At 73.0% G+C, this 21,761-nt stretch carries 18 protein-coding genes; 10 read left to right on the forward strand and 8 right to left on the reverse strand.

What is annotated here, in order from left to right:
- Positions 1 to 34 precede the first annotated feature (34 nt).
- On the reverse strand, positions 35 to 1,015 hold the full coding sequence (locus ACFVXH_RS08270; protein ID WP_387821493.1) for an endonuclease/exonuclease/phosphatase family protein: 981 nt from the start codon (positions 1,013 to 1,015) through the stop codon (positions 35 to 37).
- A gap of 401 nt (positions 1,016 to 1,416) precedes the next feature.
- On the opposite strand from ACFVXH_RS08270, the gene ACFVXH_RS08275 reads away from it, so the two are divergent.
- The 3 genes from ACFVXH_RS08275 to ACFVXH_RS08285 are packed head-to-tail and all read left to right on the forward strand — an operon-like array spanning position 1,417 to position 4,021.
- Complete coding sequence (locus ACFVXH_RS08275; RefSeq protein ID WP_380739715.1) at positions 1,417 to 2,160, forward strand: ATP-binding cassette domain-containing protein; 744 nt, start codon at positions 1,417 to 1,419, stop codon at positions 2,158 to 2,160.
- 2 nt (positions 2,161 to 2,162) lie between these two features.
- Complete coding sequence (locus tag ACFVXH_RS08280) at positions 2,163 to 3,422, forward strand: hypothetical protein (RefSeq protein WP_387821497.1); 1,260 nt, start codon at positions 2,163 to 2,165, stop codon at positions 3,420 to 3,422.
- Positions 3,419 to 4,021, forward strand: coding sequence for a hypothetical protein (locus ACFVXH_RS08285; protein WP_387821500.1), 603 nt, complete (start codon positions 3,419 to 3,421; stop codon positions 4,019 to 4,021). Before ACFVXH_RS08280 ends, ACFVXH_RS08285 begins: the two co-directional genes overlap by 4 nt.
- Positions 4,022 to 4,145: 124 nt before the next feature.
- On the opposite strand, the gene ACFVXH_RS08290 is transcribed toward ACFVXH_RS08285, so the two are convergent.
- From ACFVXH_RS08290 to ACFVXH_RS08300, 3 genes are all read right to left on the reverse strand, one after another.
- A complete protein-coding gene (locus ACFVXH_RS08290) occupies positions 4,146 to 4,685 on the reverse strand; it encodes a hypothetical protein (protein WP_387821503.1) in 540 nt (179 codons plus the stop codon).
- A gap of 249 nt (positions 4,686 to 4,934) precedes the next feature.
- Complete coding sequence (locus ACFVXH_RS08295) at positions 4,935 to 6,452, reverse strand: S8 family serine peptidase (RefSeq protein WP_387821506.1); 1,518 nt, start codon at positions 6,450 to 6,452, stop codon at positions 4,935 to 4,937.
- Positions 6,453 to 6,832: 380 nt separating this feature from the next.
- Positions 6,833 to 7,528 carry a CHAP domain-containing protein gene (locus ACFVXH_RS08300; RefSeq protein ID WP_387821509.1) on the reverse strand — a complete coding sequence of 232 codons (696 nt, stop codon included), beginning with the start codon at positions 7,526 to 7,528 and terminating at the stop codon, positions 6,833 to 6,835.
- Positions 7,529 to 7,757: 229 nt separating this feature from the next.
- Here ACFVXH_RS08300 and ACFVXH_RS08305 point away from each other — a divergent pair, with 229 nt between their 5' ends.
- The 7 genes from ACFVXH_RS08305 (at position 7,758) to ACFVXH_RS08335 (ending at position 15,760) form a co-directional block, all read left to right on the forward strand.
- The gene (locus ACFVXH_RS08305) at positions 7,758 to 8,654 is read left to right on the forward strand and encodes a helix-turn-helix domain-containing protein (RefSeq protein WP_387821512.1); all 897 of its coding nucleotides are present in this window, start codon (positions 7,758 to 7,760) and stop codon (positions 8,652 to 8,654) included.
- Positions 8,655 to 8,968: 314 nt separating this feature from the next.
- Positions 8,969 to 9,568: a hypothetical protein gene (locus ACFVXH_RS08310; RefSeq protein ID WP_387821515.1), complete on the forward strand. Its 600-nt coding sequence runs from the start codon at positions 8,969 to 8,971 to the stop codon at positions 9,566 to 9,568.
- A 184-nt stretch (positions 9,569 to 9,752) separates the two neighbouring features.
- Entirely contained in the window at positions 9,753 to 10,229 is a 477-nt protein-coding gene (locus ACFVXH_RS08315) for a hypothetical protein (RefSeq protein ID WP_387821518.1), read from the forward strand.
- Positions 10,229 to 12,391: a hypothetical protein gene (locus tag ACFVXH_RS08320; protein ID WP_387821521.1), complete on the forward strand. Its 2,163-nt coding sequence runs from the start codon at positions 10,229 to 10,231 to the stop codon at positions 12,389 to 12,391. Before ACFVXH_RS08315 ends, ACFVXH_RS08320 begins: the two co-directional genes overlap by 1 nt.
- A complete protein-coding gene (locus tag ACFVXH_RS08325; protein WP_387821523.1) occupies positions 12,388 to 13,095 on the forward strand; it encodes a helix-turn-helix domain containing protein in 708 nt (235 codons plus the stop codon). Before ACFVXH_RS08320 ends, ACFVXH_RS08325 begins: the two co-directional genes overlap by 4 nt.
- Positions 13,092 to 13,388 carry a hypothetical protein gene (locus ACFVXH_RS08330; protein WP_074006120.1) on the forward strand — a complete coding sequence of 99 codons (297 nt, stop codon included), beginning with the start codon at positions 13,092 to 13,094 and terminating at the stop codon, positions 13,386 to 13,388. The genes ACFVXH_RS08325 and ACFVXH_RS08330 overlap by 4 nt, the downstream gene beginning before the upstream one ends.
- 44 nt (positions 13,389 to 13,432) lie before the next feature.
- Positions 13,433 to 15,760 carry a Helicase associated domain protein gene (locus ACFVXH_RS08335; protein WP_387821526.1) on the forward strand — a complete coding sequence of 776 codons (2,328 nt, stop codon included), beginning with the start codon at positions 13,433 to 13,435 and terminating at the stop codon, positions 15,758 to 15,760.
- 93 nt (positions 15,761 to 15,853) lie between these two features.
- On the opposite strand, the gene ACFVXH_RS08340 is transcribed toward ACFVXH_RS08335, so the two are convergent.
- From ACFVXH_RS08340 to ACFVXH_RS08355, 4 genes are read right to left on the reverse strand one after another with little or no spacing between them, the layout of a single operon-like run.
- The gene (locus ACFVXH_RS08340; RefSeq protein ID WP_387821529.1) at positions 15,854 to 17,551 is read right to left on the reverse strand and encodes an ABC transporter family substrate-binding protein; all 1,698 of its coding nucleotides are present in this window, start codon (positions 17,549 to 17,551) and stop codon (positions 15,854 to 15,856) included.
- A gap of 50 nt (positions 17,552 to 17,601) precedes the next feature.
- Positions 17,602 to 19,746: a dipeptide ABC transporter ATP-binding protein gene (locus ACFVXH_RS08345; RefSeq protein WP_387821532.1), complete on the reverse strand. Its 2,145-nt coding sequence runs from the start codon at positions 19,744 to 19,746 to the stop codon at positions 17,602 to 17,604.
- Positions 19,743 to 20,690 (reverse strand): ABC transporter permease, encoded by a 948-nt coding sequence (locus ACFVXH_RS08350; protein ID WP_387821535.1) that lies wholly within the window; start codon positions 20,688 to 20,690, stop codon positions 19,743 to 19,745. The genes ACFVXH_RS08345 and ACFVXH_RS08350 overlap by 4 nt, the downstream gene beginning before the upstream one ends.
- A gap of 1 nt (position 20,691) precedes the next feature.
- Complete coding sequence (locus tag ACFVXH_RS08355) at positions 20,692 to 21,675, reverse strand: ABC transporter permease (protein WP_387821537.1); 984 nt, start codon at positions 21,673 to 21,675, stop codon at positions 20,692 to 20,694.
- Between the last annotated feature and the right edge of the window lie 86 nt (positions 21,676 to 21,761).

The raw sequence follows: 21,761 nt of genomic DNA on the forward strand, positions 1-21,761 counted from the left end.
GCGTTCCGTACCGCCGGCTGCCCGGGTTCGGCGTTCAGCGCAGGACGGCGAGTTCGGCCACCACGGCGCGGTGGTCGCTGCGCGGCAGGGCGTGCTCGGAGACGTCGACGGCGGTGAGCGCGGGCCCGTGCAGGATGTGGTCGATCTGGATCACGGCCGGGACGCGGTAGTCGGGGTGGTCCTGGGGCCAGGTGGGGAAGAGGCCCGCGCCGAGCTCCTCGTGGGTGTCGGTCAGGCCGGTGCCGATCAGGTCGCGCATCGGCTTGTGGTCGAGGGTGGCGTTGAAGTCGCCCAGCAGGACCGCGTTGTGGTTGCGTCCGGGCGCGGCGGCGCGCAGGCCGTGCAGGTCCTCGGCCCAGCGGCGGGCGTCGCCGAGCGGGTAGTAGGTGTGGACGGCGACGAGCTGCACCGGGCGGCCGCCGACGTCGACGGTCAGGTTGGTGGTCGGCCAGGCCGGGTCGGCGGTGGAGCCGACGGGCAGCCGGGTGTAGAGCGCGGTGTCGGTGCCGGCCGGCCGCTCCCGGTGGGGCAGCAGGGTGCGGATGCCGGCCGCGTCCAGGGCGTCGGCGGCGGAGTCGCTCTGCTCCTCGACCGCGAGCACGTCGATCCGCTGCTCGCGCACCAGGTCGACCAGGGACTTCGGCGAGACCTGCCCCATGAAGTTGTTGCTGGTCGCCACCCGCAGCCGGGGCGCGTCGGCGGGCGCGTGGGCCCCGTCCGGGACGAACCGGGGTACCAGCCACCACAGTTGCAGCACCACCAGCGCGGCCGCGACCCCGGTCAGCCACCGTGCGCGCAGCACCGCCACCACCGCCAGCAGTAGCACGCTGAGCAGCGCCGCGTACGGCAGCCCGGCCATCGGCAGGGCCAGCACCGTGCCGTCGTCCCACCCGAGCAGCCGCACCACCGCGAGCCCGGCCGGGCCCAGCAGCAGCACCCCGCACCCGACCAGCGCGGCGAGCCGCCAACGGCTCCGGCCGGCGGGCGACGCGCTCTTCGACGTACGGTCCGTCACGGTGCTCCTTCCAGGGCGGCGGCCGGCAGCCATGATCACCGGCCGCCGTCGAGAAGGACGGACGCCCGCGCCCGGGGCCCGGTTCCGCACCACCGGCCGAAGCCGGGCCCCGCGCCGATCTGTACGGCATCATCGGATCCGAACTTTCGTAGCAGGCCTCGCGGCACAGCCCTCCAGAAGGAAGACGGTGCAGATCAACGGATGTGAGCATGCTTCCGTCGCCATCTCCGGGGAGGAACGCTCCGACACGTGCCGGCGCCCGCATGGATGCCCCGGCTGTGTCAACCGCCCGGACCGGCGTGCAGTGGGATAGCCGATGCTGCACGTGTCTGTGGGAAAGCGTCCGGGTGACGCGGCACCACATCTCTCACCAGCTCAGAATGCAAAGCGGATCGGTGATCATGCCTGTTCAAGTAACTGACTGCTCCTTCGGCTACCGCAAGGGCTCCCGGGTCCTGGACTCCTTCAGCCTCCGCCTGGGAGAAGGGTGCAGCGTGCTGCTCGGCCCGAACGGCGCCGGCAAGTCGACCCTGTTGGGCCTGATCGCCTCCGCTCTCAGGCCCGAGGCCGGTCGCATCACCCTTGACGGGTTGGACACGAGCAGTTCCAAGGACCTCAAGGCCTACCGTCGGAAGGTCGGCTGGCTCCCTCAGCACGTGCGGCCGGTGCCCGGCCTGCGAGTGCGGGAACAGGCGGCCTACGCGGGCTGGCTCAAGGGCATGTCGCGGAGCGAGGCCTGGGAGCGGTCCCGGCAGGCCATCGAGAAGGTCGGGCTCACCTCGCTCGCGGACCGGCGCAGCGGGGAACTCTCCGGTGGACAGTTACGACGGTTGGGGATCGCCCAGACCCTGGTACACGACGCCCAGGTCGTGCTCCTGGACGAGCCCACGGCGGGACTCGACCCGGTCCAGCGCGGAGTCTTCCGGGAACTGATCGGCGAGCTGCGCCACCTCACGAGTTTCGTCGTCTCCACTCATCAGACCGAGGACCTGGCCGAGACCTACGACTCGGTCGTCGTCCTCGACCAGGGAAAGGTGCGTCATCAAGGGCCCATCGAGTCCTTCCTGACGCTCGCGCCGCACGGTGTCCCCGCGGAACGCCGTGCCGAGACCGCCTATGCCGGCATCGTCACCGGGGAGGTCTGACCGTGCCCTGGCGCACCATCTTCCGGATCTCGTCAGCCGTGCGGGCCATGCCCGTCCTGCTCGTGTGGATCACGATGTACAGCGGCAGAATGACCGGCTGGATCACCGACGGCTACTGGCCTTCCGTCACCGCCCAGAGCAGCTTCCTGCTCAGCTTCACCGCACCCGCCGTCGCGGCCTGCGGGGCCTGGGAAGGCCTCAAGGTGCGCCGGTCCGCGGTCCTCGGTACGGCACCCGCCCGTTCCGCCACCGCCATCGCCCTCTCCGTTCTGGCCCCGACCCTGGCCCTCGGCACGGTCTCCGTCCTGGCCGCCCTGGCCTTGTTCGTTCCGCAGGCCGGTGGGGTTCCGGGCTGGTCCACCCCCGTCGTCATCCTCCTGGAACTGCTGGTCGTCCTCGCGCACGCCGTGGTCGGCTACGTGCTCGGACATGTCCTGCCGCGGCTGCTCGCCGTGCCCCTGACCCTCGTCGCCAGCTTCCTCTGGATGGCCTACCCGTCGACCCTCGACGCCTTCTGGGTCCGTCAGCTCAACGGTCGGAACCTCACCGAGTGCTGCGCGCTGGACCAACTGCCGGCCACCCGGGCGGTCCTCGCGCCGACCGTCGTGGCTGTCGGGATGGTGGTCGCCGCCTGGATCTGGACGAGGCTGCGCGGGAACTACCGGCTGACCGCCGTCCTGGCACTGGCGGCCACGGCGACGGCAGGGGCGGGGATCGCGGCACCTCTCGGATACCGTGCGGCGCAAGCACGTCCGGAAAGCGAGCAGACCTGCACCACGGCGGCGCCACGGGTGTGCCTGTGGCCCGAGCAGCGGGCCGACGCCACCAGCATCACCGACTGGGCGGTCGAGGCCCACCAGCGTCTCCAAGCCGTTGGTCTGGCACGGCCCTTGACGGTGGCACCGTTATCCGCCCGGCCCGGCAAGGACGAGGTGCAATCACTCGTCGCGCTGGGGTACATCCCCAACGGGGCTCCCGACTGCGCCAAGGAGTCGTTCGCCCGCTGGCCCGGCGTGGAGGCGGTCGCCCCACTGTCGTCCTGGCTGAAGCTCACGGCCGGAGTCACCCCCAGGACGGTCGAAGGCAGCTACCGGCCACAGGAGGTGCAGATCGCCCGTCAGGTCATGACACTCCCGCAGGGTGAACAGCTCGCGTGGTTCCGGAAGAACGCGGACACATTGGGTCGCTGCGACGTCAAGCCGGTCCTGGACCCCGCGCAGTACCACCAGCCGGGCGCGCCCTCCTTCCAGGCGGTCCGATGATCTGGTGGCTGCGCATCAGGTACGTTCCCGCCGTCGCCGTCGGCCTGCTCTCCTGCATCCTGCTGGGCAGCGGCGCCGACTCCGTGATGGTCCCCATCCCGGTGGTGATCGGCGGGCTGACGTTCGACCTGCCCATGTCCTCGCTCCTTCCGCTGGTTCCCGTCTGCCTGATCCTGGAGGGCCAGGCCCGTGCCGACGCTGTCGCGGAGCGCGTCGCGGTCCGCGCCGTGGGCGGATGGGACGCGGCCTTCATGGCCGCATGTGTCGTGGTCTGCGCGCTGGCCGCCGTCGTGGCATCCACGGCGGGCGCGGGCAGCGCCGCCACCGCCCTGGCCCGCGACTTCGCCGGCTACCTCGGCCTCGCCCTCATCATCCGCTGGCTCGCGGGAGGGCGAGTCGCCACGGCGGCCACTGCGCTGTTCCCCTTCCTGTGCGCCTCCTTCGGTCTGGTGCACAACAGGCCCGGCATCTGGGCCTGGCCACTGCACGACGCCAGATCAGTTACCGCGTCGATACAAGCTCTGGTCCTGCTTGCCATCGGTGCTCTCTCGCTCGTCGTCCCCCCGTTGCGCCGGCGTGCCGGTGTCGATGGCGACTGACGTCTCGATCGCTGTCGGAGCGGGACCGTCGGATGAAGGGGGCCTCGGTCGTGGCCGCACCGATGAAGTGCCCGCCCGAGTCGCGGCAGCGAGCGGTTGCCGCATGACGGGCTGCCGATCCGGCTCAGAGGAACAGGGCGACGATTCCGGCGAGCAGGCCGGCGGCGATGCCCAGGAGCATGACGGCCATCAACCCGACGCCGGCGCTGGTGAGCAGGATGCTGCCCTCCGGGGCGTGGCCGCGCCAGGCGGTCGTCAGCAGCCAGCCGGCCGACACGGTGCCCAGGACGAGGATCATGGCGGCGGCGATGCCGTACTTGATGGCGGGTGACGCCGACGGTTCGTGGGCCACACCCTTGGCCAGCCGTACCGGCAGCAGGGTGCCGGCCCGGTGTTTTCCGCTCGTGTCCTGTACCACGATGGGCCGGGCCTGGTCCGCGCCGCCGCCGGCGGGGGTGAAGCGGCCCTTGCAGTTGGTGCCGTCGTTGTAGCCCTCGCTGTCGGACACCTCGTAGCAGTCCTCCACCACGACGACGCCGTCCGACGGGCCCAACCCCAGGGCCGCGCTCATCCGCTCCGCGGCCAGCGTCCACGTCAGCGCCGCCGCTCCGGCGAGGAGCGCCACCGCCAGTACCGCCGCCGCGATCCGTGTTGCCGTCCGCACCCTCGCCGCCTCCCTCCCCGTATCCGCGCCCGCTCGGCGGACCGGTCCTGCATCGGCCAACTGATGGTGACAGCAGCGTAGTTGACGTTCAATGCCCGCACCCGCCCGAAAGGTCCCGGGGCCTACCGCCCGACCTGTGGGGCGTGGCGCGCACCCGGCGTGCCGCGAACGCCGACGCCCCCGGCCTGGACAGCCGGGGGCGTCAGCGCGTTCGGGCACGGGACGGGCGCGGTGCCGGCTGCTCGACCGCTACTCGACCGCGCGCAGCGCGTTGACGATGCCGAAGCCGTAGAAGCCGTTGACGCGCTTGCCGCCCGCGCAGACGGGGTCCGCGGCGCCGTCGCCGTTCGGACCGGCCGGGCAGCCCGGGTTGTCCGCCTGGGCCTTGAGCAGTGCCTGCAACTGGGCCGGGGTCGCCTCCGGGTGGGCGGACTTCAGTAGCGCGGCCACACCGGAGGCGTGGGGAGTGGCCATGGAGGTGCCCTGCTCGTAGCCGTACTGGTTGTCGGGCAGCGTCGACAGGATGCCGCCTTCCTTGGACGGTGTGTCCGAGGCCTGGTACTGGTCGCCGCCCGGCGCGGCGACGTCGATCACGCCGAGTCCGTAGTTGGAGTAGTACGCCTTCGCGCCCTTGGCGCCGGTCGCGCTGACCGTGACGACGCCCGGCAGTTGCGCGGGCAGGTCCCAGCACCTGTGCGGGTCGACCGTCCGGCTCGCCGGGGTGGAGTCGTTGGGGCTGCCGCCGTCGGTGAAGCCGTCGGAGGCCAGGTCGTGGTTGGCGTTGCCGGCCCCGGCGACGTTGAGGGTGCCCTTGCGCTGCGCGTAGAGCTGGGCGCGGTTGACCGCGTCGACGATGGCCTTCTGGTCGGGGTCGTCCAGGCAGTTGTACTGCCACGGGTCCACGTAGTAGCTGTTGTTGGTGATCTGCACACCGTGGTCGGCGGCGAACACGAAGGCGCAGACGACGCTCTCGGCGTAGATCAGCTGGCGCGGGGTGGGCTGGGAGACGGTGATGCCGGAGACCTTCACTCCGGGTGCCACGCCCGCGACGCCGACGCCGTTGCGGGCGGCGGCGATCGTGCCCGCCACGTGCGTGCCGTGGAAGTAGTTCGCGTCCACCGGCCGCCAGGAGCCGTACGTGGTGTCGGCCTTGCCGCTGGCGCAGTTCGCGGACTGCGAGGGGGAGAAGTTCGGGGCAAGGTCCGGGTGGGTGTCGTCGACGCCGGTGTCGATGACGGCGACCGTGACGTCCCTGCTGCCCGGGTTGATCTCCGCGGCCTTGTCCGCGCCGATCGCCCGCAGGGCCCACTGCTCGGCTTCGAGGGGTTCGGTGCCGCTGCCGGACGTCTTCGCGATCGTCGCCACCTCGGCCTCGGACAGGCGCCGCACGGCACCCGCCTCGGTGGTCCCCGCCGCGCTCAGCGGCGCGGTCCGCGTGGCACCCGCCGACTCCACACCGCGCACCGCGCGCAGCCGCCCGCCGAAGCCGGGGTCCGCCGAGTGGGCGACGATGACGCCGATCCCGTCGTACGTGACGACGACGGTGCCGCCGGCCGCGGTGATGGCCCGCTGCACCTCGGCGATCGTGCGGTGGTCGGTCCTGGTGTTGACGACGTACGACAGGGTGTGCGCGTCCTCGGCCTGCGCGGCGGACGGTATTCGGGGCGCCGCCGAGGCCGAGGCGGGAAGGAAGCCGAGCGAGGCGGTCAGCGCCAGCGCGACCGGGACGGCCAGGCCGAGCCGGGGCAAGGAACGTCGTCGAGCCATGTGGTCTCCGCATCATCAGGGTGGGGGACCCGCCCGACAGCAGAGTGACGGCCGGGCAGGCACATGAGGGTGGTACGGGAGTAAAGCTGTCCACCACCTCGCCCCGATATGCCGACCGTGCCCAAGACGGCCCGCGCGACCGGGAGTTCCAGCACCGGGCACGCCCCCCGGACGTCCGCCAAGGTGCGCTGCCCCGCGTCGAACCGGAGAGCAGGGATCGACAACTGCCCCCGGAACGCTACGGCTTGGTCGCCAGGACGTACACCGTGACCGGGCCCGGGGCCCCGCCCCCAGCCGCACCGCCCGCGAACCCCCCGGCCCGGGGCCGCCCCTCCACCCCACGGAGGATGCGGCCCCGGGCCGGGACGCGGAGGTGGGGATCAGGCGCCGGGCGGGGTCACGTAGCCGGAGATCTTCCACTTCTTGACGCCGCCCTTGGCGGTGCGCGGGTCGATGTGGCGGTGGGCCACCTTGTTGCTGACGTTGCCCTCGACGGTGTCCAGGGTGCCGTCACGGTTCACCGAGACCACCACGCCCACGTGGCCGCCCTGCTCGTAGGCCGGCGGGCCGTAGACGACGAGGTCACCGGGCTTCGGCGAGCCGGTGTGGAACAGGTGGTGCTCCTGCCCCCACTTGCCGACCCCGCGCCCGAGCAGGGTGGTCGGGACGCTCTTCACCCCGGCGTGCCGCCAGGTCCACTCGGCGAACGCCGCGCACCAGGAGGTGTTGCGGCAGGTCTGGCCCTTCCCGGTGAGGTACTTCTGGCAGGCCGAGCTGCTCTCGACGACCCCGATCTGACCGCGCGCCGCCGCCGCGATCCGGTCCCGCAGGGTGGCTGCCGCCGGCGCCGCGGCACCCTCGCGCAGGGCGTCGGCGTCGGCAGTGGTCCCGCCGGTGACGGTGGCACTGCTGTCAGCGGTGGCGGTGGAGCCGGCGGCGGGCGGGGTCGCCGGGAGGGCGAGCGCGTCCGCCGCGCCGGTCCCGGTGAGCGCGGCCGCCGTCAGCACGGCGAGGGCGACGGCGCGGCCCGTGCGCTGCTTGAGGGTGGGGAGCGTGAGGTGACGGGTCGGGTACATCGGTGACTCCTTCGAGTGCATCCCGTGCCCCGGGGCGGCATACGAATGCCCGGGTACGGGAGGGGGGTGGGATTCGCCGGGGGTTTCACCGGCTGGTCGTCAGCGTTGCACGGCCGGGCCGCCGACTCCTACGCTGCGCGATCAGATGGTTACTCATTCGTATGCAGTCGGGTATGCGTGCGCTCCGAGCTGCGGATATGCACGGGCCGAAGGAGAGGGGAGCGGACGGATGCCGGACAGGGGAGCCACCGGGCCGGAGGCAGAGGGCGTCGGGGACGGGGCGTCGGCGCGGGTGGAGCTGGCGCGGACGCTGCGCGAGTGGCGGGCCCGCGCGGGGGAACTGCCGCAGAAGACGGTGGCCCGACGGCTCAACATCGCCCAGACCACCGTCTCCCGCTACGAGAGCCCGGACGGCCGGCACCCGGCGCCGGAGGCGGCAGTCCGCGCGCTCTGGTCCTGTTACCGGCTGGCGGAGGGGGACCTCGACCAGGCGCTCGCCCTGCGCGCGCGGGTGGACGAGGAACTGCGGGCGGGGGCGGCATCCGCCAAAGTGGCGGCCCCGGTGGCGGCAGGAGAGGCCGTGGGTGAGGCGGTGGTGGCCGCCGGGGCCGGGGAGCCGTCGGCGGCCCCGGCGGCGGGCCGGAGCCGGCACCGGGTCGCCTGGGTGGTGGGGGCGACGGCGGCCCTGGCCGGGGTGGTCGCGGGCGGGCTGCTGGTCCACCGCCTGCTCGCCCCGACGGCGACGACCGGCGGGGCGGACGAGGCCCGCCGGTCGTCGCCCGCCGCCGCGCCTCCTGCCGCCTTCCCGACCACCGACTTCGACATCATCTACGGAAACACCTCCACGAAGGGCACCCTGACCTGGTACAACCGCTCGGTCGGCCTGAGCGGGCAAGGCAAGTCCGAGGACTCGTCCGGCTGTCGGGACACCACGGCGACGAGCTACTCCGCCTCCGGCAGCGAACTGGGCAGCATTCACACCGGCGTCGTCTGCGGCGCAAGCGAGAACTACAACGCCGCAATCCCCGCGGATGTTGCCGGCGGTGCCTCCACCGTCAGGATCTGCCTCGACGACGGCGCCACCCCGCCCGCCGTGCTCAAGTGCCAGGATTCCAGGCGTCCCTGAGAACCGGCCGTGGACGCCGGGTGCGCCGCCAGGTGGCTCGCAAGGATGTGAGCGCTCCGGTCCGCATGATGGCCCGCCCCCCTTGTTGAGGTGCGGGCCATCAGTCCTCGAACACCACGCACAGGAACACCATGGACCATCCGGCTGGGAAACGATCTACGACGGAGCGGGAACCAGGCTGTAACCGGAACGGACAATCCACTGGTCGGCGCATCGTGTCGGTTGGCCACGAAGCCGGCCGCCCCAGGAATCGCCTGGGCGACCGGTCCGTGCCGTGAAAGGATGCCGGTTCAGGACAGGGGAGACGGGGCGTCATGGGGCTGGACTACAGCTACGAGATCTTCACGCCTCCTCGGAACGTCGCAAGGGCACTGAACCGGCTGGCCGAGCTCGCACCCCAAGCCCGCGACACACCACCGCTTCCGGTGACCCTGCCTGGCGGCGAGCAGCTGACCGTGCCGTTCACCTCGAAGTTCAGGAGCGAACCCGTCGACTGCTCGGCAGGCGGCACGCTCGAACTGGACACCTCGATCGCCATCGGTGTCGACGACGCGGTGCGCGAGTTCTTCCTCGACGATTTCGACCGGGTCGACGAGCGGGGACGGGTGTCGGTCGGGTATGTCTACCTGTCCGTCAGGTTCTCGCCCGCGTGGCACCCGGACTTCGCGTCGCTGCAGTTCACCGCGGCCACCTCCGGCATGAGCCGGATGTTCGCGCGGTCCGCGAGCGTCAGGAAGGTGTTCACCGACCTCACCGCCGCCACCGGTGGTGTGTGCTGCCTGCTCGACACCGAGACCGACGTCTTCGACATCTGCTGGCTCAACGGCGAGACGGTCAGCGGCGAGACCGTCCCGGGCCCCCGCTTCCCGCGCTTCCACGATCTCGTCGCCGCCTGGCGCGAGCCGGCGGAGTAGCACGGCAACCACGCCCACGGAGGCGGCGCCGCAGCCGAGTCGGCCGCGGCGCCGCTCGCCCCTGCCCTCGCCGCGCCGGCCCGGTTCACCGGCGGCCACCTGCCCGGTCGCGCGCTGCCGGGAAGCGCCCCAGCGCTACCCTATGTGGAGTTAGCCGACACCATGGGACTATGAGGGGGTTCACATGAGACTCGTCCTGGAGGACGTGTCCGAGGACCTGGCGCGTGAGCTCTTCGCGCTGCTGGGCAGGCACGGGGCGGCGCCGGTGCTCCAGGACGCGCAGTGGACCGTCACCAGGGCCGCGCAACTCCTGCGGGACCTGCCGGCCACCGCCGTGCAGATCATCCGCCTCGCCGCCGAAGGCGAGGGCTGGGTCGCCTCCGGCCACCTGCGCGGCCCCGACGGGTCGGAGTCCCTGCGCGGTCGGTCCGGTGCGATCACCAAGGCCGTCAACCGGGGTGCCGCCAAGAAGCGTTGGCCCATCGGGATGCCGCAGCCCGTCGAGGCCCAGTACGACCCCGAGAACCCCTCCTACCAGCGCACGACGGGCTACGTCATGAACGAGGACCTGGTCCCCGTCTTCAAGGCCGCCCTGGCCCGCATCGACCGGGAGACGGCGGAGCTCGCCACCGCGACCGTCACCGCGGAAGGCGGCGCCTGATGGACCGCAAGACGTACACCGCCGAACTCGCCGGTCTGCGCGAGCTGCGCGCCGGGATCACGGCCGCCGAGAAGCAGGTCGCGGCCGCGCGGAAGGAGCTGGACAGGCTCGCCGCCCAGCGTTCGCGACGGGTGGCCGGGCTGGCGGGATACGAGGGCGCGAAGGCCGACGCCATCGCGAAGGCCGCGGGCCTGTCGGTCGGCGACGTCGTGCGGATCGCCCCGCTGCTGGACCCGACCCCGGCCGCCGTCCGCGCCGCCGCGCCCGCCCCGGCGCCCGTCGCGGAAGTGGCGGAAGCGGAGGAAGCGGCAGAACCGGCGCCGGTTGCCGAGCCACCCGCCGCCGTCGCCCCGGCGCTGACCCGCCCCGTCGCCGTACTCGAGCAGCCGGCCCCGGTCGAGCAGCCGACCCCGGCCGTCGCCGCGCCGGTCGTCCCAGCGGCCTCGGTACGTCCGGCGGTCGAGGCCGGCCCGCGCGAGCTGCCCACCCTCCCCGAAGGCCCGGCAGGCGCGCGGTTCGAGGCCGTGACGACCGGCCTGCTCTCCAAGCGCCCGAACTTCACGCAGCAGGCCCGCTCCACGGTGTTCCTGGACGCGGCCGCCGGGATGCTCGCGGTCCGCGACCAGACCGTGCGCCTCGACCTCGGCGCCCGCACCCCCGGGGAGATCCTGGACGCCGTCCTGGCGACCGCGCCGGGCACGGAGCGCGTCTACATCACCGCCGGCGCCCCCTGGCACGACGGCGCCGAGCGCTATTCCACCCTCAAGGACGCCGTCGCCGCCTGGCTGAACACGCCGTCCGAGCGGTGGACCACCGCCGTCGGCTCCGGCCGGGACAAGCTCGCCGGCCACTTCGTCCACCAGCGCCAGCCCGTCGGCCGCTACGCCCCCACCGCGGCCCCGGACAGCGGCACCACCGAGATCCGCTCCATGGGGGAGTGGTTCGACCCGGACGGCGCCGACGTCGTCACCTGCCGTCAGGCGTTCACCCTGCTGTGGCAGGCGCTGCGCCGACACTGGGACGACGCGGTCCTCATGGGCTCGCCGTCGCAGACCGGCCGGGACCTGTGGTCGCGCACCGTCCCGACCACCGGCAAGTGGGCCGGCGGCTACCCGGTCCTGTCCGAGGAGCTGCGCGGCCTGCTGCACGCCACCGGCGGCCAGGGCCGCACCGAGCTGGTCCTGCCCCCGCGCGTCCCGCAGCAGCTGCCCGCCCTGGTGGAGTACGACCGCACCTTCGCCTACGCCAAGCACCTGTGGAAGTCCCCGGTCGGCACCCCGCGCCGGATCACCGCCGCCGCGTTCGCCGTGATGACGGAGGCCGAGCAGACCAAGGCCCTGATGTCCTGCTCGCATTGGAACGTCAAGGTGACCGTCCCGCAGGGCTGGAACCACGTCGGCCTGCTGCCCGCCCCGGTCACCGGCGACCGCGCCTGGACCTACCCCTCGGCGCCCGGCGAGACCTTCACCACCTGGGCGGGCGGCGCCGAGGTCCACCTCGCCCTGGCCAACCACCTCGCACCGTGGCGGATCGAGGTCCTCGGCGGCCTGCTCTGGGAGGACGGCAAGCCGCTCGACGAGTGGGGCAAGCGCCTCAAGTCGGCGTGGGCGGACCTGACCAACCTCTCCCGCATGCACGGCGACGACCGCCAGCGCACCGCCGCCTACCTCGCCTCCCGCGCCGTCCGCGCGGTGCTGCTGTTCGGCCTCGGCGGCTTCGCCCAGCGCCCGCGCCTGGTCTCCGGCACCACCCCGGTCGGCGAGACCCTGCCCGCCGGGATCGAGATCCTCGGCCGGGACGACCAGGTGGTGACCTGGCAGCGGCAGGCCGGCTTCTCCCGCGACCCGTACGCCCACCCCGAGTGGGCCGCCTACGTGTGGTCGGGGGCGCGGGCGGCGCTGCTGGACATGAGGTACCGCCAGGGCATGGAGGTCATCGGCCACGCCGGCGCCCTGCACGCGAAGCCCGGCACCGTCGTCTACTTCGGCACCGACGGCATCGCCCTGACCGAGCGCCAGCCCTGGCCCTACCGCGGCGAGCCCGGCGACTACCTCCTCAAGGGCCACCTCACCGGCCCCGTCGAGCACCCCACCAGCCAGGAGCAGTACCTGAAGCTGCGCGGCCTGGGCCGCGCCGAACTCGCCGCGGAGGAGACCCGGTGAGCCCGGCCGACCCGAACCAGCCCAACGAGGCCGCGCGGCTGACCCAGCAGCTCATCGACCACGGCTACACCAAGCGCCAGGTCGCCGGGATGCTCGGCCGCGACGCCTCGCTCGTCTCCCAGTTCTTCACCAAGGGCAAGGGCGCGAGCATGGTCGGCGCGCTGCGCCAGCTGGTCCGGGCGGTCCGCGGCGGCGAGCGCGACGAGGAGACGCTGTCCGGGATCGCGGAGGCGAACACCAACCGCCGCCGTACCAGGACCGGACAGAAGGCCCGGGTCCGGGGCAAGGACACGGTCGGCGAGGCCGGCGGGTCGATGGCCGGCCGGGCCGGGAGACAGGCCATCAGGTCCGGCGCCGGCCACCTCGCGCCCGTGGTGCACGAGACCGGCCGGGCCGGCGGCCGTCTCGCCTTCACCGTCCGGATGAAGGCCGACCAGTACGTCTACAGCGCGGGCTCGGAGCAGGACTCCGGCGGCATCCGGCGCGGGTTCGTCCCCCGCGCGGACGGCACCGAGGAGCGCACCTACGGCTCCGCCTCCACCGGGGGCTTCGACGCCGCCGAGTGGTCCCGGCGCGTCGCCGACCACCACGGCGACGTCACCGAGGCCATGAAGGCCTGGCTGGGGGAGACCGGCCGCGCCATCGCCGACGCCGACATCCAGTACCTCGAAGTCCGCGGCTGGATCCCCGGGGAGAACCGGTGAGCGCAGGACATCCGGACCGGCACACCGCACCGGACCCCCACCGCCCCGCATGGTTCGCCGGCTCCGACGAGAAGCTCACCGTGCTGCGCCGCGCCGCCGAGGCCCGCGGCGTGGCCCTCGACCCGGCCACCCCGCCGAGCGAGGAGGACGCCCAGGAGCTGACCGACCGACTCGCCGACATCCTCCTGGCCGAGGGCGGCTTCGACGGCGACTGGCGGACCACGCCGTTCGGCGACCTGGTCGAAGGCCTGATCGACGCCCTCCACCGCTACGCCTACCCCGACGAGCACTGACCCCTCCCCCCGGCACCCGGCACACGAATGGAGACACCCGCGTCGTGGAGAGCACCACCGCCACCGCCGAGCAGGACGCGCCGACCGGGCCGCCGCTCCCGGCGCAGCCGCTCGGTATCGCCGTGGCGAACCCGCTGCCGCTGCACGGGTTCCAGAAGGACGCGGTGGCCGCCGCCGTGCGCGAGGTGAAGGACGGCGGCCGCGCGACGGTCGTCGCGGCGACCGGCTCCGGCAAGACCCTGATCGCCGCCGGCTGCGCCCGGCGCCTGGCGGCGAGGGGCCGGGTCCTGGTGCTGGTGCCGACGATCGAGCTGCTGGAGCAGACCGCCGAGGCCTGGTCCCTGCGAGGTGGACGCCGCGGCCTGGCGGTGGCGGCCTGTTCACGGGAGGAGGCGTTGGAGAGCGCGGAGGCCGGCGGCCGCGTCCACGCCAGGGTGACCACCCAGGCCGCCCGGATCGCCGACCTGGTCGCCGGCGCCCCCGACGACCAGCCGGTCACCGTGTACGCGACCTACGCCTCGCTGGAGCGGATCGTCCAGGCCCACCGCGAGTTCGGCCTGCCCGCCTGGGACCTGGTCGTCATCGACGAGGCGCACCGGACCGCCGGCGCCGAGAGCAAGGCGTGGGCGGCCGTCCACGACGACGCCCAGGTCCCCGCCACCCGGCGGCTCTACTTCACCGCGACCCCGCGCATCGCCGACGACCGGCGCGCGAAGGACGGCCTGGCCGACCTCGCCGACGCCGACGGCCAGGCGCTGCCCGCGCTCTGCTCCATGGACGACGAGAGCATCTACGGCCGGACCGTCTTCACCTGGACCCTCGGCCAGGGCATCGAGCACGGCTACCTCGCCGACTACCGCGTCCTGGTCCCCGTCGTCACCGACGAGGACCTGCGCGAACTCCTCCGCCTCCCCGCCGTCGCCGACCTGCGCACCCAGCGCTCCAACGAGGAACTGCTGCGCCTGGCCCTGCAGATCGCCGTGCTGCGCGCCGTCGCCGACCTCGGACTGCGCCGCGTGATCACCTTCCACTCCCGGGTCAGCGCGGCACGGGAGTTCGCGGACACCCTGCCGGACGCCTCCCGGCTGCTGGAGGACGCGGAGCGCCCGGAGCGGATCTGGGCGAAGGCGGTGGCCGGCACGGACCGCCTCCGTGACCGCCGGGCCGCGTTCGCCGAGTTCAAGGCCCACACCGGCGAGGACGGCGAGGAGTGCGGCATCCTCTGCAACAGCCGGCTGCTGACCGAGGGCATCGACGTCGCCGCGGTGGACGCCGTCTGCTTCGCCGACCCCAAGAGCTCGGTCATCGACATCGTCCAGGCCGTGGGCCGCGCCCTGCGCCAGTCCTACCGGCAGGGCAAGGTCTCGTGGATCGTCATCCCGGTCTACCTGCCGACGCCTCAGGTCGGCGACGACACCGCCACCGCGCACCCGTCCGAGGTCCACGACGCCGGCGAGGCCGTGAAGGCGGAGGCCGACACCGAGATCGAGGCGTCCAGCTTCCGTACGATCTGGCGGGTCCTGCGCGCTCTCGCGGCGCACGACGCCCGGGTGGTCGGCCGGATCACCGAGCTGCGCGCCCACCGCTCGCAGCCCGCCGCGCACACCACCGCGGCCAAGCCGGCCGAGGGCGATCAGCAGCCGGCGGCCCCGGTCGAGTCGCCGGTCGAGTGGTTGAAGGTCGACGCCCGCCGGCACGCCGCGCGCATCCTCCAGACCGTCAAGCTGCGCGCGTTCAACCCGCGCGCGGTCGAGTGGCAGCGGATGCACGCCGTCGCCGCCGGGTTCCACATCGAGCACGGTCACCTCGACCCCACCGACAAGACCAGGAACGCCGAGCTGATCTCCTGGCTCGCCCGCCAGCGCCACCTCCACGGCCAGGGCCTGCTCGATGCCGCCCGGGTCAGCGAGCTGGACGCGCTCGGCATGATCTGGTCGAAGAACGCCAACGCCTGGGAACGCGGCGCCGCGTACGCCGCCGCGTTCCACCGCCGGCACGGCCACCTCGCCATCCCCGCCACCGCGAAGCTGGACGACTACGCGGTCGGCGCGTGGATGCGCCGCCAGCGCAAGGCCGCGGGCCTCACCGGCGACCAGGCGGCGAAGCTGGACGCGCTGGACGAGCTGTGGCGCCTGGAGCCGGACTGGAACCGCTCCTACCGTCGCCTGCTCGCCTACCTCGCCGCCGGCGGAGCCCTCGACGGCCCGGTGAACCGCACCGGCGGCGAGGCCGACCCGGCCTTCCGTCCCGGCACCTGGCTGCGCAAACAGGACAAAGCCCGCACCGACGGCAAACTGACGAATCGTCAGATCACGCTCCTGGAGGCCCTCCACCGGCACGCCGAGACCCCCACCGGCGGCCGGACCGGGTGATGCTCCGCCGAAGGGCGGCCCGCGGAGCCGCCCTTCGGCGAGCGCACGTCCGACGGTCCGGGGAGTCGACAGCCCCGGGCGCCGGCGGTGCTGCTACTTCTGCCAGCCGACGGTCTCGGGCAGCGGGCTGTAGAAGATGGCGGCGCCGACGTTGGCGAGGCCCTTGCGGATGCCGTAGGTGGAGGGGCCGCTGTAGAGCGGCAGCAGGGAGTACTGCTGGAGGGCCTTCTGCTCGACCTCGTTGACGGCCGCGATCTGCTGGCCGAGGTCGGCGATCTCTCCGGTTGCGCGGATCTCCTTGTCCAGTTCGGGGGTGCCGGCTCCGGTGATGTTGGAGTCGCGGTCGGAGCAGTAGAAGTCGCACAGGTACCGGGCGCCGAAGGGGTCCGTCGAGCGGTTGCCGGAGATGAACAGGTCGAAGCGGCGGTCGCTGAGGACCTTGGAGAAGTCGTTCTCGGAGACCTTGTTGACGTCCACCTTCACGCCGACGGCCTTGAGCATCGCGGTGAACGCGCCGGCGGTGGCCTTCTCGATGGGGCCGTCGCCGAGCAGGGTGTAGCCGATCGCGAGCTGCTTGCCGTCCTTGGCGCGGATGCCGTCGGCCCCGGGCTTCCAGCCGGCCGCGTCCAGGGTCCTGCGCGCCTGCTCCGGGTCGTACTTCAGCACGGAGGCGACGTTGTCGCGGTAGCCCTGCTGGAAGCTGTAGAGCACCGACGAGCCGGGCAGCGGCTCGGTGTAGTCGAGGCCCTGGAACCGGATCTTCGCTATCTGGGCGCGGTCGATGCTCTCCTGCACGGCCTTGCGGACCTGGACGTCGCCGAGCAGCGGGGACTTGGTGTTGAGGTACAGCGAGTACTCGAAGGGGCTGCCGCCGCTGCGGATCTCGGCGTCCTTGACCGTCTTCACCTGCTTGAGGTTCTCCGCCGTCCCGACGGGGGCGTAGTCGAGTTCGCCGTTCTTGAAGGCGTTGATCGAGGCGGCGCTCTCCAGGTTGACGTAGACGCGCTTGTCGAGCTTGCCCGGCCGGCCCCACCAGGTGGGGTTGCGCACGAAGGTGATGTTGCCGGAGTGGTCGTCCCAGGTGCCCACGGTGTACGGCCCGGTGCCCCACTCGGGGTGGGCGGTCTTGACGTACGCCTTGTTGAAGTTGTCGACGGTGGCGGCCTGGGGGTGCAGGAAGGTGGTGAACAGCGCGGACCAGGAGGCGTTGACGCCCTTGAAGGCGATGACCGCCTGCTTGTCGTCCGCGCCCCGGGTGACGGAGGTGATGCGGTCGTAGCCGTCGGTGGAGGAGGCCGCGTACTCCTTGTCGGAGCCGTTGTTGGCCTTCCAGGTGGCCTCGATGGCCCGCCAGTCGATCGGGGTGCCGTCGTTGAACACGGCCTTGGGGTTGAGGGTGATGACGACCTTCTGGTCGCCGCCCTCGACGGAGACCTTCACGTCGCTGTAGTAGTCCGGGTTGTACTGGACCTCGCCGGTGGGCGAGTAGGTGATGGCGTCGGCGTTGTACCAGGACCAGACCCGCAGCGCGTTCAGGGTGCCGTTGACGTTGAACGGGTTGCCCTGCTCGTCGAAGGTCCCCGCGGTGGTGTAGGTGCCGCCGTCCTTGATGTTCTCGTACGGCTGGGGGTTGTAGTCGGTGACGGAGGACGCGACCTTGGCGGCGTTCTTGGCGTCCTGCCCGGGGGAGGCGCCGGTGGAGCCGCCGGAGGGGGACGAGGAGGAGCAGGCGGTGGCGGCGACCGAGACGGCCGCGGCGAGCGCGAGGGGCAGGGCGAGCTTCCGACGCATGGGGTGTCCTTGGTGGGATTCGGTGAGACGGGGAAGAGCGGGGGGCGGTGTCAGACCGCGTGGCAGGCGTACCGGTGGTCGGAGCCGTCCGGGGCGCCGACGGTCGCCGGCCGCTCGGTGCGGCAGCGCGTGCGTACGGCCTCGTCGGCCTCCCGGTGGAGCGGGCAGCGGTCGACGAACACGCAGCCCTGCGGCAGCCGGGCGGCGCTGGGCTGCTCGCCCGCGAGGACGACGCGCTCGCGGTGGCGCTCGCGCTCCGGGTCGGGGACCGGGACGGCCGACAGCAGGGCCCGGGTGTACGGGTGCCGGGGCCGGGCGAAGATCTCCTCGGTGGCGCCGGACTCGACGACGTGTCCGAGGTACATCACCGCGACGCGGTCGGAGAAGTAGCGCACCACGGCCAGGTCGTGCGCCACCACGAGGTAGGCCAGGCCCAGTTCGCGCTTCAGCCGGGCGAGCAGGTTGATGATCTCGGCCTGCACGGAGACGTCCAGGGCGGACAGCGGCTCGTCCAGGACCAGCAGCCTCGGCTCGCGGGCCAGGGCGCGGGCGATGCCGACGCGCTGGCGCTGGCCGCCGGACAGGGCGGCGGGGAAGCGGTCGCCCATGGCGCGGTCCAGGCCCACCAGGTCCAGGAGTTCGGTGACCCGGGAGCGGACGGCGGTGCGGTCGGCGCCGGCGGCCTGGAGCGGTTCGGCCAGCAGGTCGAAGACGGTCAGCCGGGGGTCCAGGGCGTCCGTCGGGTCCTGGAGGACGATCTGCACGTGGCGCCGCAGCTCGCGCACCTCGGCGGCCGAGCGCAGCGTGGCGACGTCGGTGCCGGCCACCTCGACGCGGCCGCCCTCGGGGGCGCGCAGCCGCAGCACCTCGCGCAGCGTGGTGGTCTTGCCGCTGCCGGACTCCCCGACCAGGGCCAGGGTTTCGCCCGCGCGCAGTTCGAAGCCGACGTGGCTGACCGCGTGCAGGGTGCCCACCCGGCGCTTGAGCAGGGCGCCCTTGGTGACGGGGAACGTCTTGACCAGGTCCTCGACGCGCAGGACCACCTCGCCGGCGGTCCGCTCGGCGGGGCCGGCCGTCGGCACGGGCGGGGCCGCCCCGACCGGGTCGAGGCTGCCGTCGGCGATCTCCCGGGCGCGGTGGCAGGCGGCGCGGCCGGGCCGCCCGGCCGGCGCCGGTGCGCTCAGGTCCGCTGAGGTCAAGTCCGGTGCGGCCAGGCCTGGTTCGGTGGTCCGGCATACGTCCACGGCCACCGCGCAGCGGGGCGCGAAGGGGCAGCCGCCGGGCAGGGCCACCAGGGACGGCGGCTCCCCGCCGACCGGGACCAGGGGCCGCGGGACACCGCTGTCCACGGTCGGGACGCTGGCCAGCAGGCGGGCGGTGTAGGGCATCGTGGGACGGCGGAAGAGCTCGTCGACGCCCGCGTGCTCGACGATCCGCCCGGCGTACATGACGGCGACGTCGTCGGCGTGGCCGGCCACCACGCCCAGGTCGTGGGTGATCAGGACGAGGCCGGCGCCGGTCTCGCGCTGGGCCAGGCGCAGCACGTCGAGGATCTGCGCCTGGACGGTGACGTCCAGCGCCGTGGTGGGCTCGTCGGCGACGAGCACCGAGGGCCTGTTGGCGATGGCCAGGGCGATGACGACGCGTTGGCGCATGCCGCCGGAGAACTCGTGCGGGAACGACTTTGCGCGTTCGCGCGGGTCGGGGATGCCGACCAGGTCGAGCAGTTCCACCGCCTGCTCCCAGGCGTCCTTCCGGGACAGCTCCCGGTGCACGCGCAGGGCCTCGGAGAGCAGCCGGCCGACGCTGAAGATGGGCGTGAGCGCGGACATCGGGTCCTGGAAGACCATGCCGATGTCCTTGCCGCGGACCCGGGAGAGCTCCTTGTCGTCCATCGCCGCCAGGTCGCGGCCGCCCAGCAGGATCCGGCCGCCGATCCGCGCGGTGGGCGGCAGCAGGCCCATGACGGCGAGGGCGGTGGCGGACTTGCCGGAGCCGGACTCGCCGACGATGCCCAGCGTGCGCCCGGGCAGCAGGTCGAAGTCGACGCCGCGCACGGCCTCCACCGGTCCGGCCTCGGAGGGGAAGGAGACGCTCAGGCCGCGTACGGACAGGACGGGTGCGGGCCCGGCGGGGTCGGTGGACCCGGTGGGGTCGGTCGCGGGCCCGGTGCGGGGGGCGGGTGCGAGGGTCATCGTCGGGCTCCTGCCGCGCCGGTGGTGGACGTGGGGTCGAGGGCGTCGCGCAGGCCGTCGCCGACGAAGGTCATCGAGACGGTGAGCAGGACGGTCAGCCCGGCGGGGAAGGCGAAGAGCCAGGGGGCGCTGGTGATGGTGCCCGCGCCGTCGGCGAGCATCGTGCCCAGCGACACGTCGGGGGTCTGGACGCCGAAGCCGAGGAAGGACAGGGCGGTCTCGCTGAGCACGGTGGAGACCACGCCCAGGGTGAGGTTGACGATGAGCAGGGAGCCCAGGTTGGGGATGATGTGGCGCAGCACGATGCGCAGGGGGCGCACGCCCATGTACTCCGCGGCGCGCACGTAGTCGCGCTCGCGCAGGGACGTCGACACCGACCAGACCACGCGGGCGGTGGACATCCAGCCGAACACCGTCAGGACGAGGATGAGGACCCGCCAGTCGCCCGCCAGTCGGTGCGAGACCAGGGCGAGGACGAGGAAGGACGGCACGACCAGCAGGAAGTGGATGAGGGCGAGGGTCGCCTTCTCCACCCGGCCCCCGACGTAGGCGGCGCCCGCGCCCACGACCGCGGCGAGGGCGACGGTCAGCAGGGAGACGGTCACCGCGATCACCAGCGAGCGCTGGAGGCCGTGCACGGCGGCGGCGTAGACGTCGTTGCCGCCCTGGTTGGTGCCGAACCAGTGCTCGGCGCTCGGGGCCTGGGTGAGGGCGGAGAAGTCGGTGTCCGCGAAGCCGTACGGGGTGAACAGGCCGCCGAGCGCGCTGAACAGCACGAGCAGCAGGAAGATCACCACGCCGGCGACGGCGGTCCGGTTGCGCAGGAAGCGGCGCAGGTAGAGGCGGCGCCGGCCCAGGTAGCGGCCGTCGTGCTTGTCGTGCCCGTCGTGCTTGTCATGCTCGGCGGCCGCGTCGGGACCCACAGGGGTCACAGGGGTGCTCATCTCAGCTCACCCGCACCCTCGGGTCGAGGAGGACGGTGGCGATGTCCGCGAGGATCGCGCCGACCGCCGTCAGGGCGGCGGCGAACGCGGCGGTCGCCACGGTGCCGTGCACGTCGTTCTTGCTGATGGTCTGGATGAAGTACTGGCCCATGCCGTTCCAACCGAAGATCGTCTCCGTGAGCACCGCGCCGGTGAACACCGCCGGGATGCCGAAGGCCACGGACTGGGCGGTGGGGATCAGCGCGGTGCGCAGGGCGTGCCGGCGGATCGCCTGGGCGCGGGTCAGCCCGGTGGCCCGGGCGGTGCGCACGAAATCGGAGCCGATGACGTCCAGCAGCAGCGAGCGCTGGGTGAGGTGGTAGCCCACGTACCCCGTCAGGGTCAGGGTGAGCGTCGGCAGCACCAGGTGCAGCAGCCGGTCGCCGACCGTCGCCCAGAACCCCTCCACGCCGGGCGAGTTCTCGCCCGCGACGTACAGGAAGTGCCAACCCGCCTGCTCGTTCAGCCGGATGGCCAGCAGCACCAGCGCGAGGGCGGCGATCGACACCGGGACGTTGAACAGCGCCATGGACAGGGCCTGGGCGGCCCGGTCCCGCCAGCCGTACTGGCGCGAGGCGGTGTGCACCGCGAGCGCCACACCGACGGCGACCGACAGGACCGTCGCACCGGTCACCAGCTCGGCGCTGACCAGGGAGCGGTAGCCGATCTCCCCGTTCACCCGCACCCCGACCGGGGAACGGCCCCAGTCGAAGCGCAGGACCACTCCGGTCAGCCAGTCCCACCAGCGGTGCAGCAGCGGCTCGTGCGGGTCCAGGTTGTAGGGGGCCAGGGCCCGGGAGATCTGCTCCTCGGTGCGGACCGGGCGCAGCTCCTTGAAGTTCGAACGCGGGTCGAGGAACCAACTGGCCAGGAAGTAGGTGGCGTTGGTGGCCACGGCGATCACCAGGAACCAGCCCGCCGCCCTGCGGGTCACGTACCGGAGCACGGACGCCACCTCCCCACCGGATGCGACGGGTACGGCCGGGGAGCGCCGGGTCTGGGGGAGTTGGGCATGCGGGTGGAACTTCCTCG

It is taken from the genome of Kitasatospora sp. NPDC058184, from assembly GCF_042883725.1.
Classification (GTDB): domain Bacteria; phylum Actinomycetota; class Actinomycetes; order Streptomycetales; family Streptomycetaceae; genus Kitasatospora.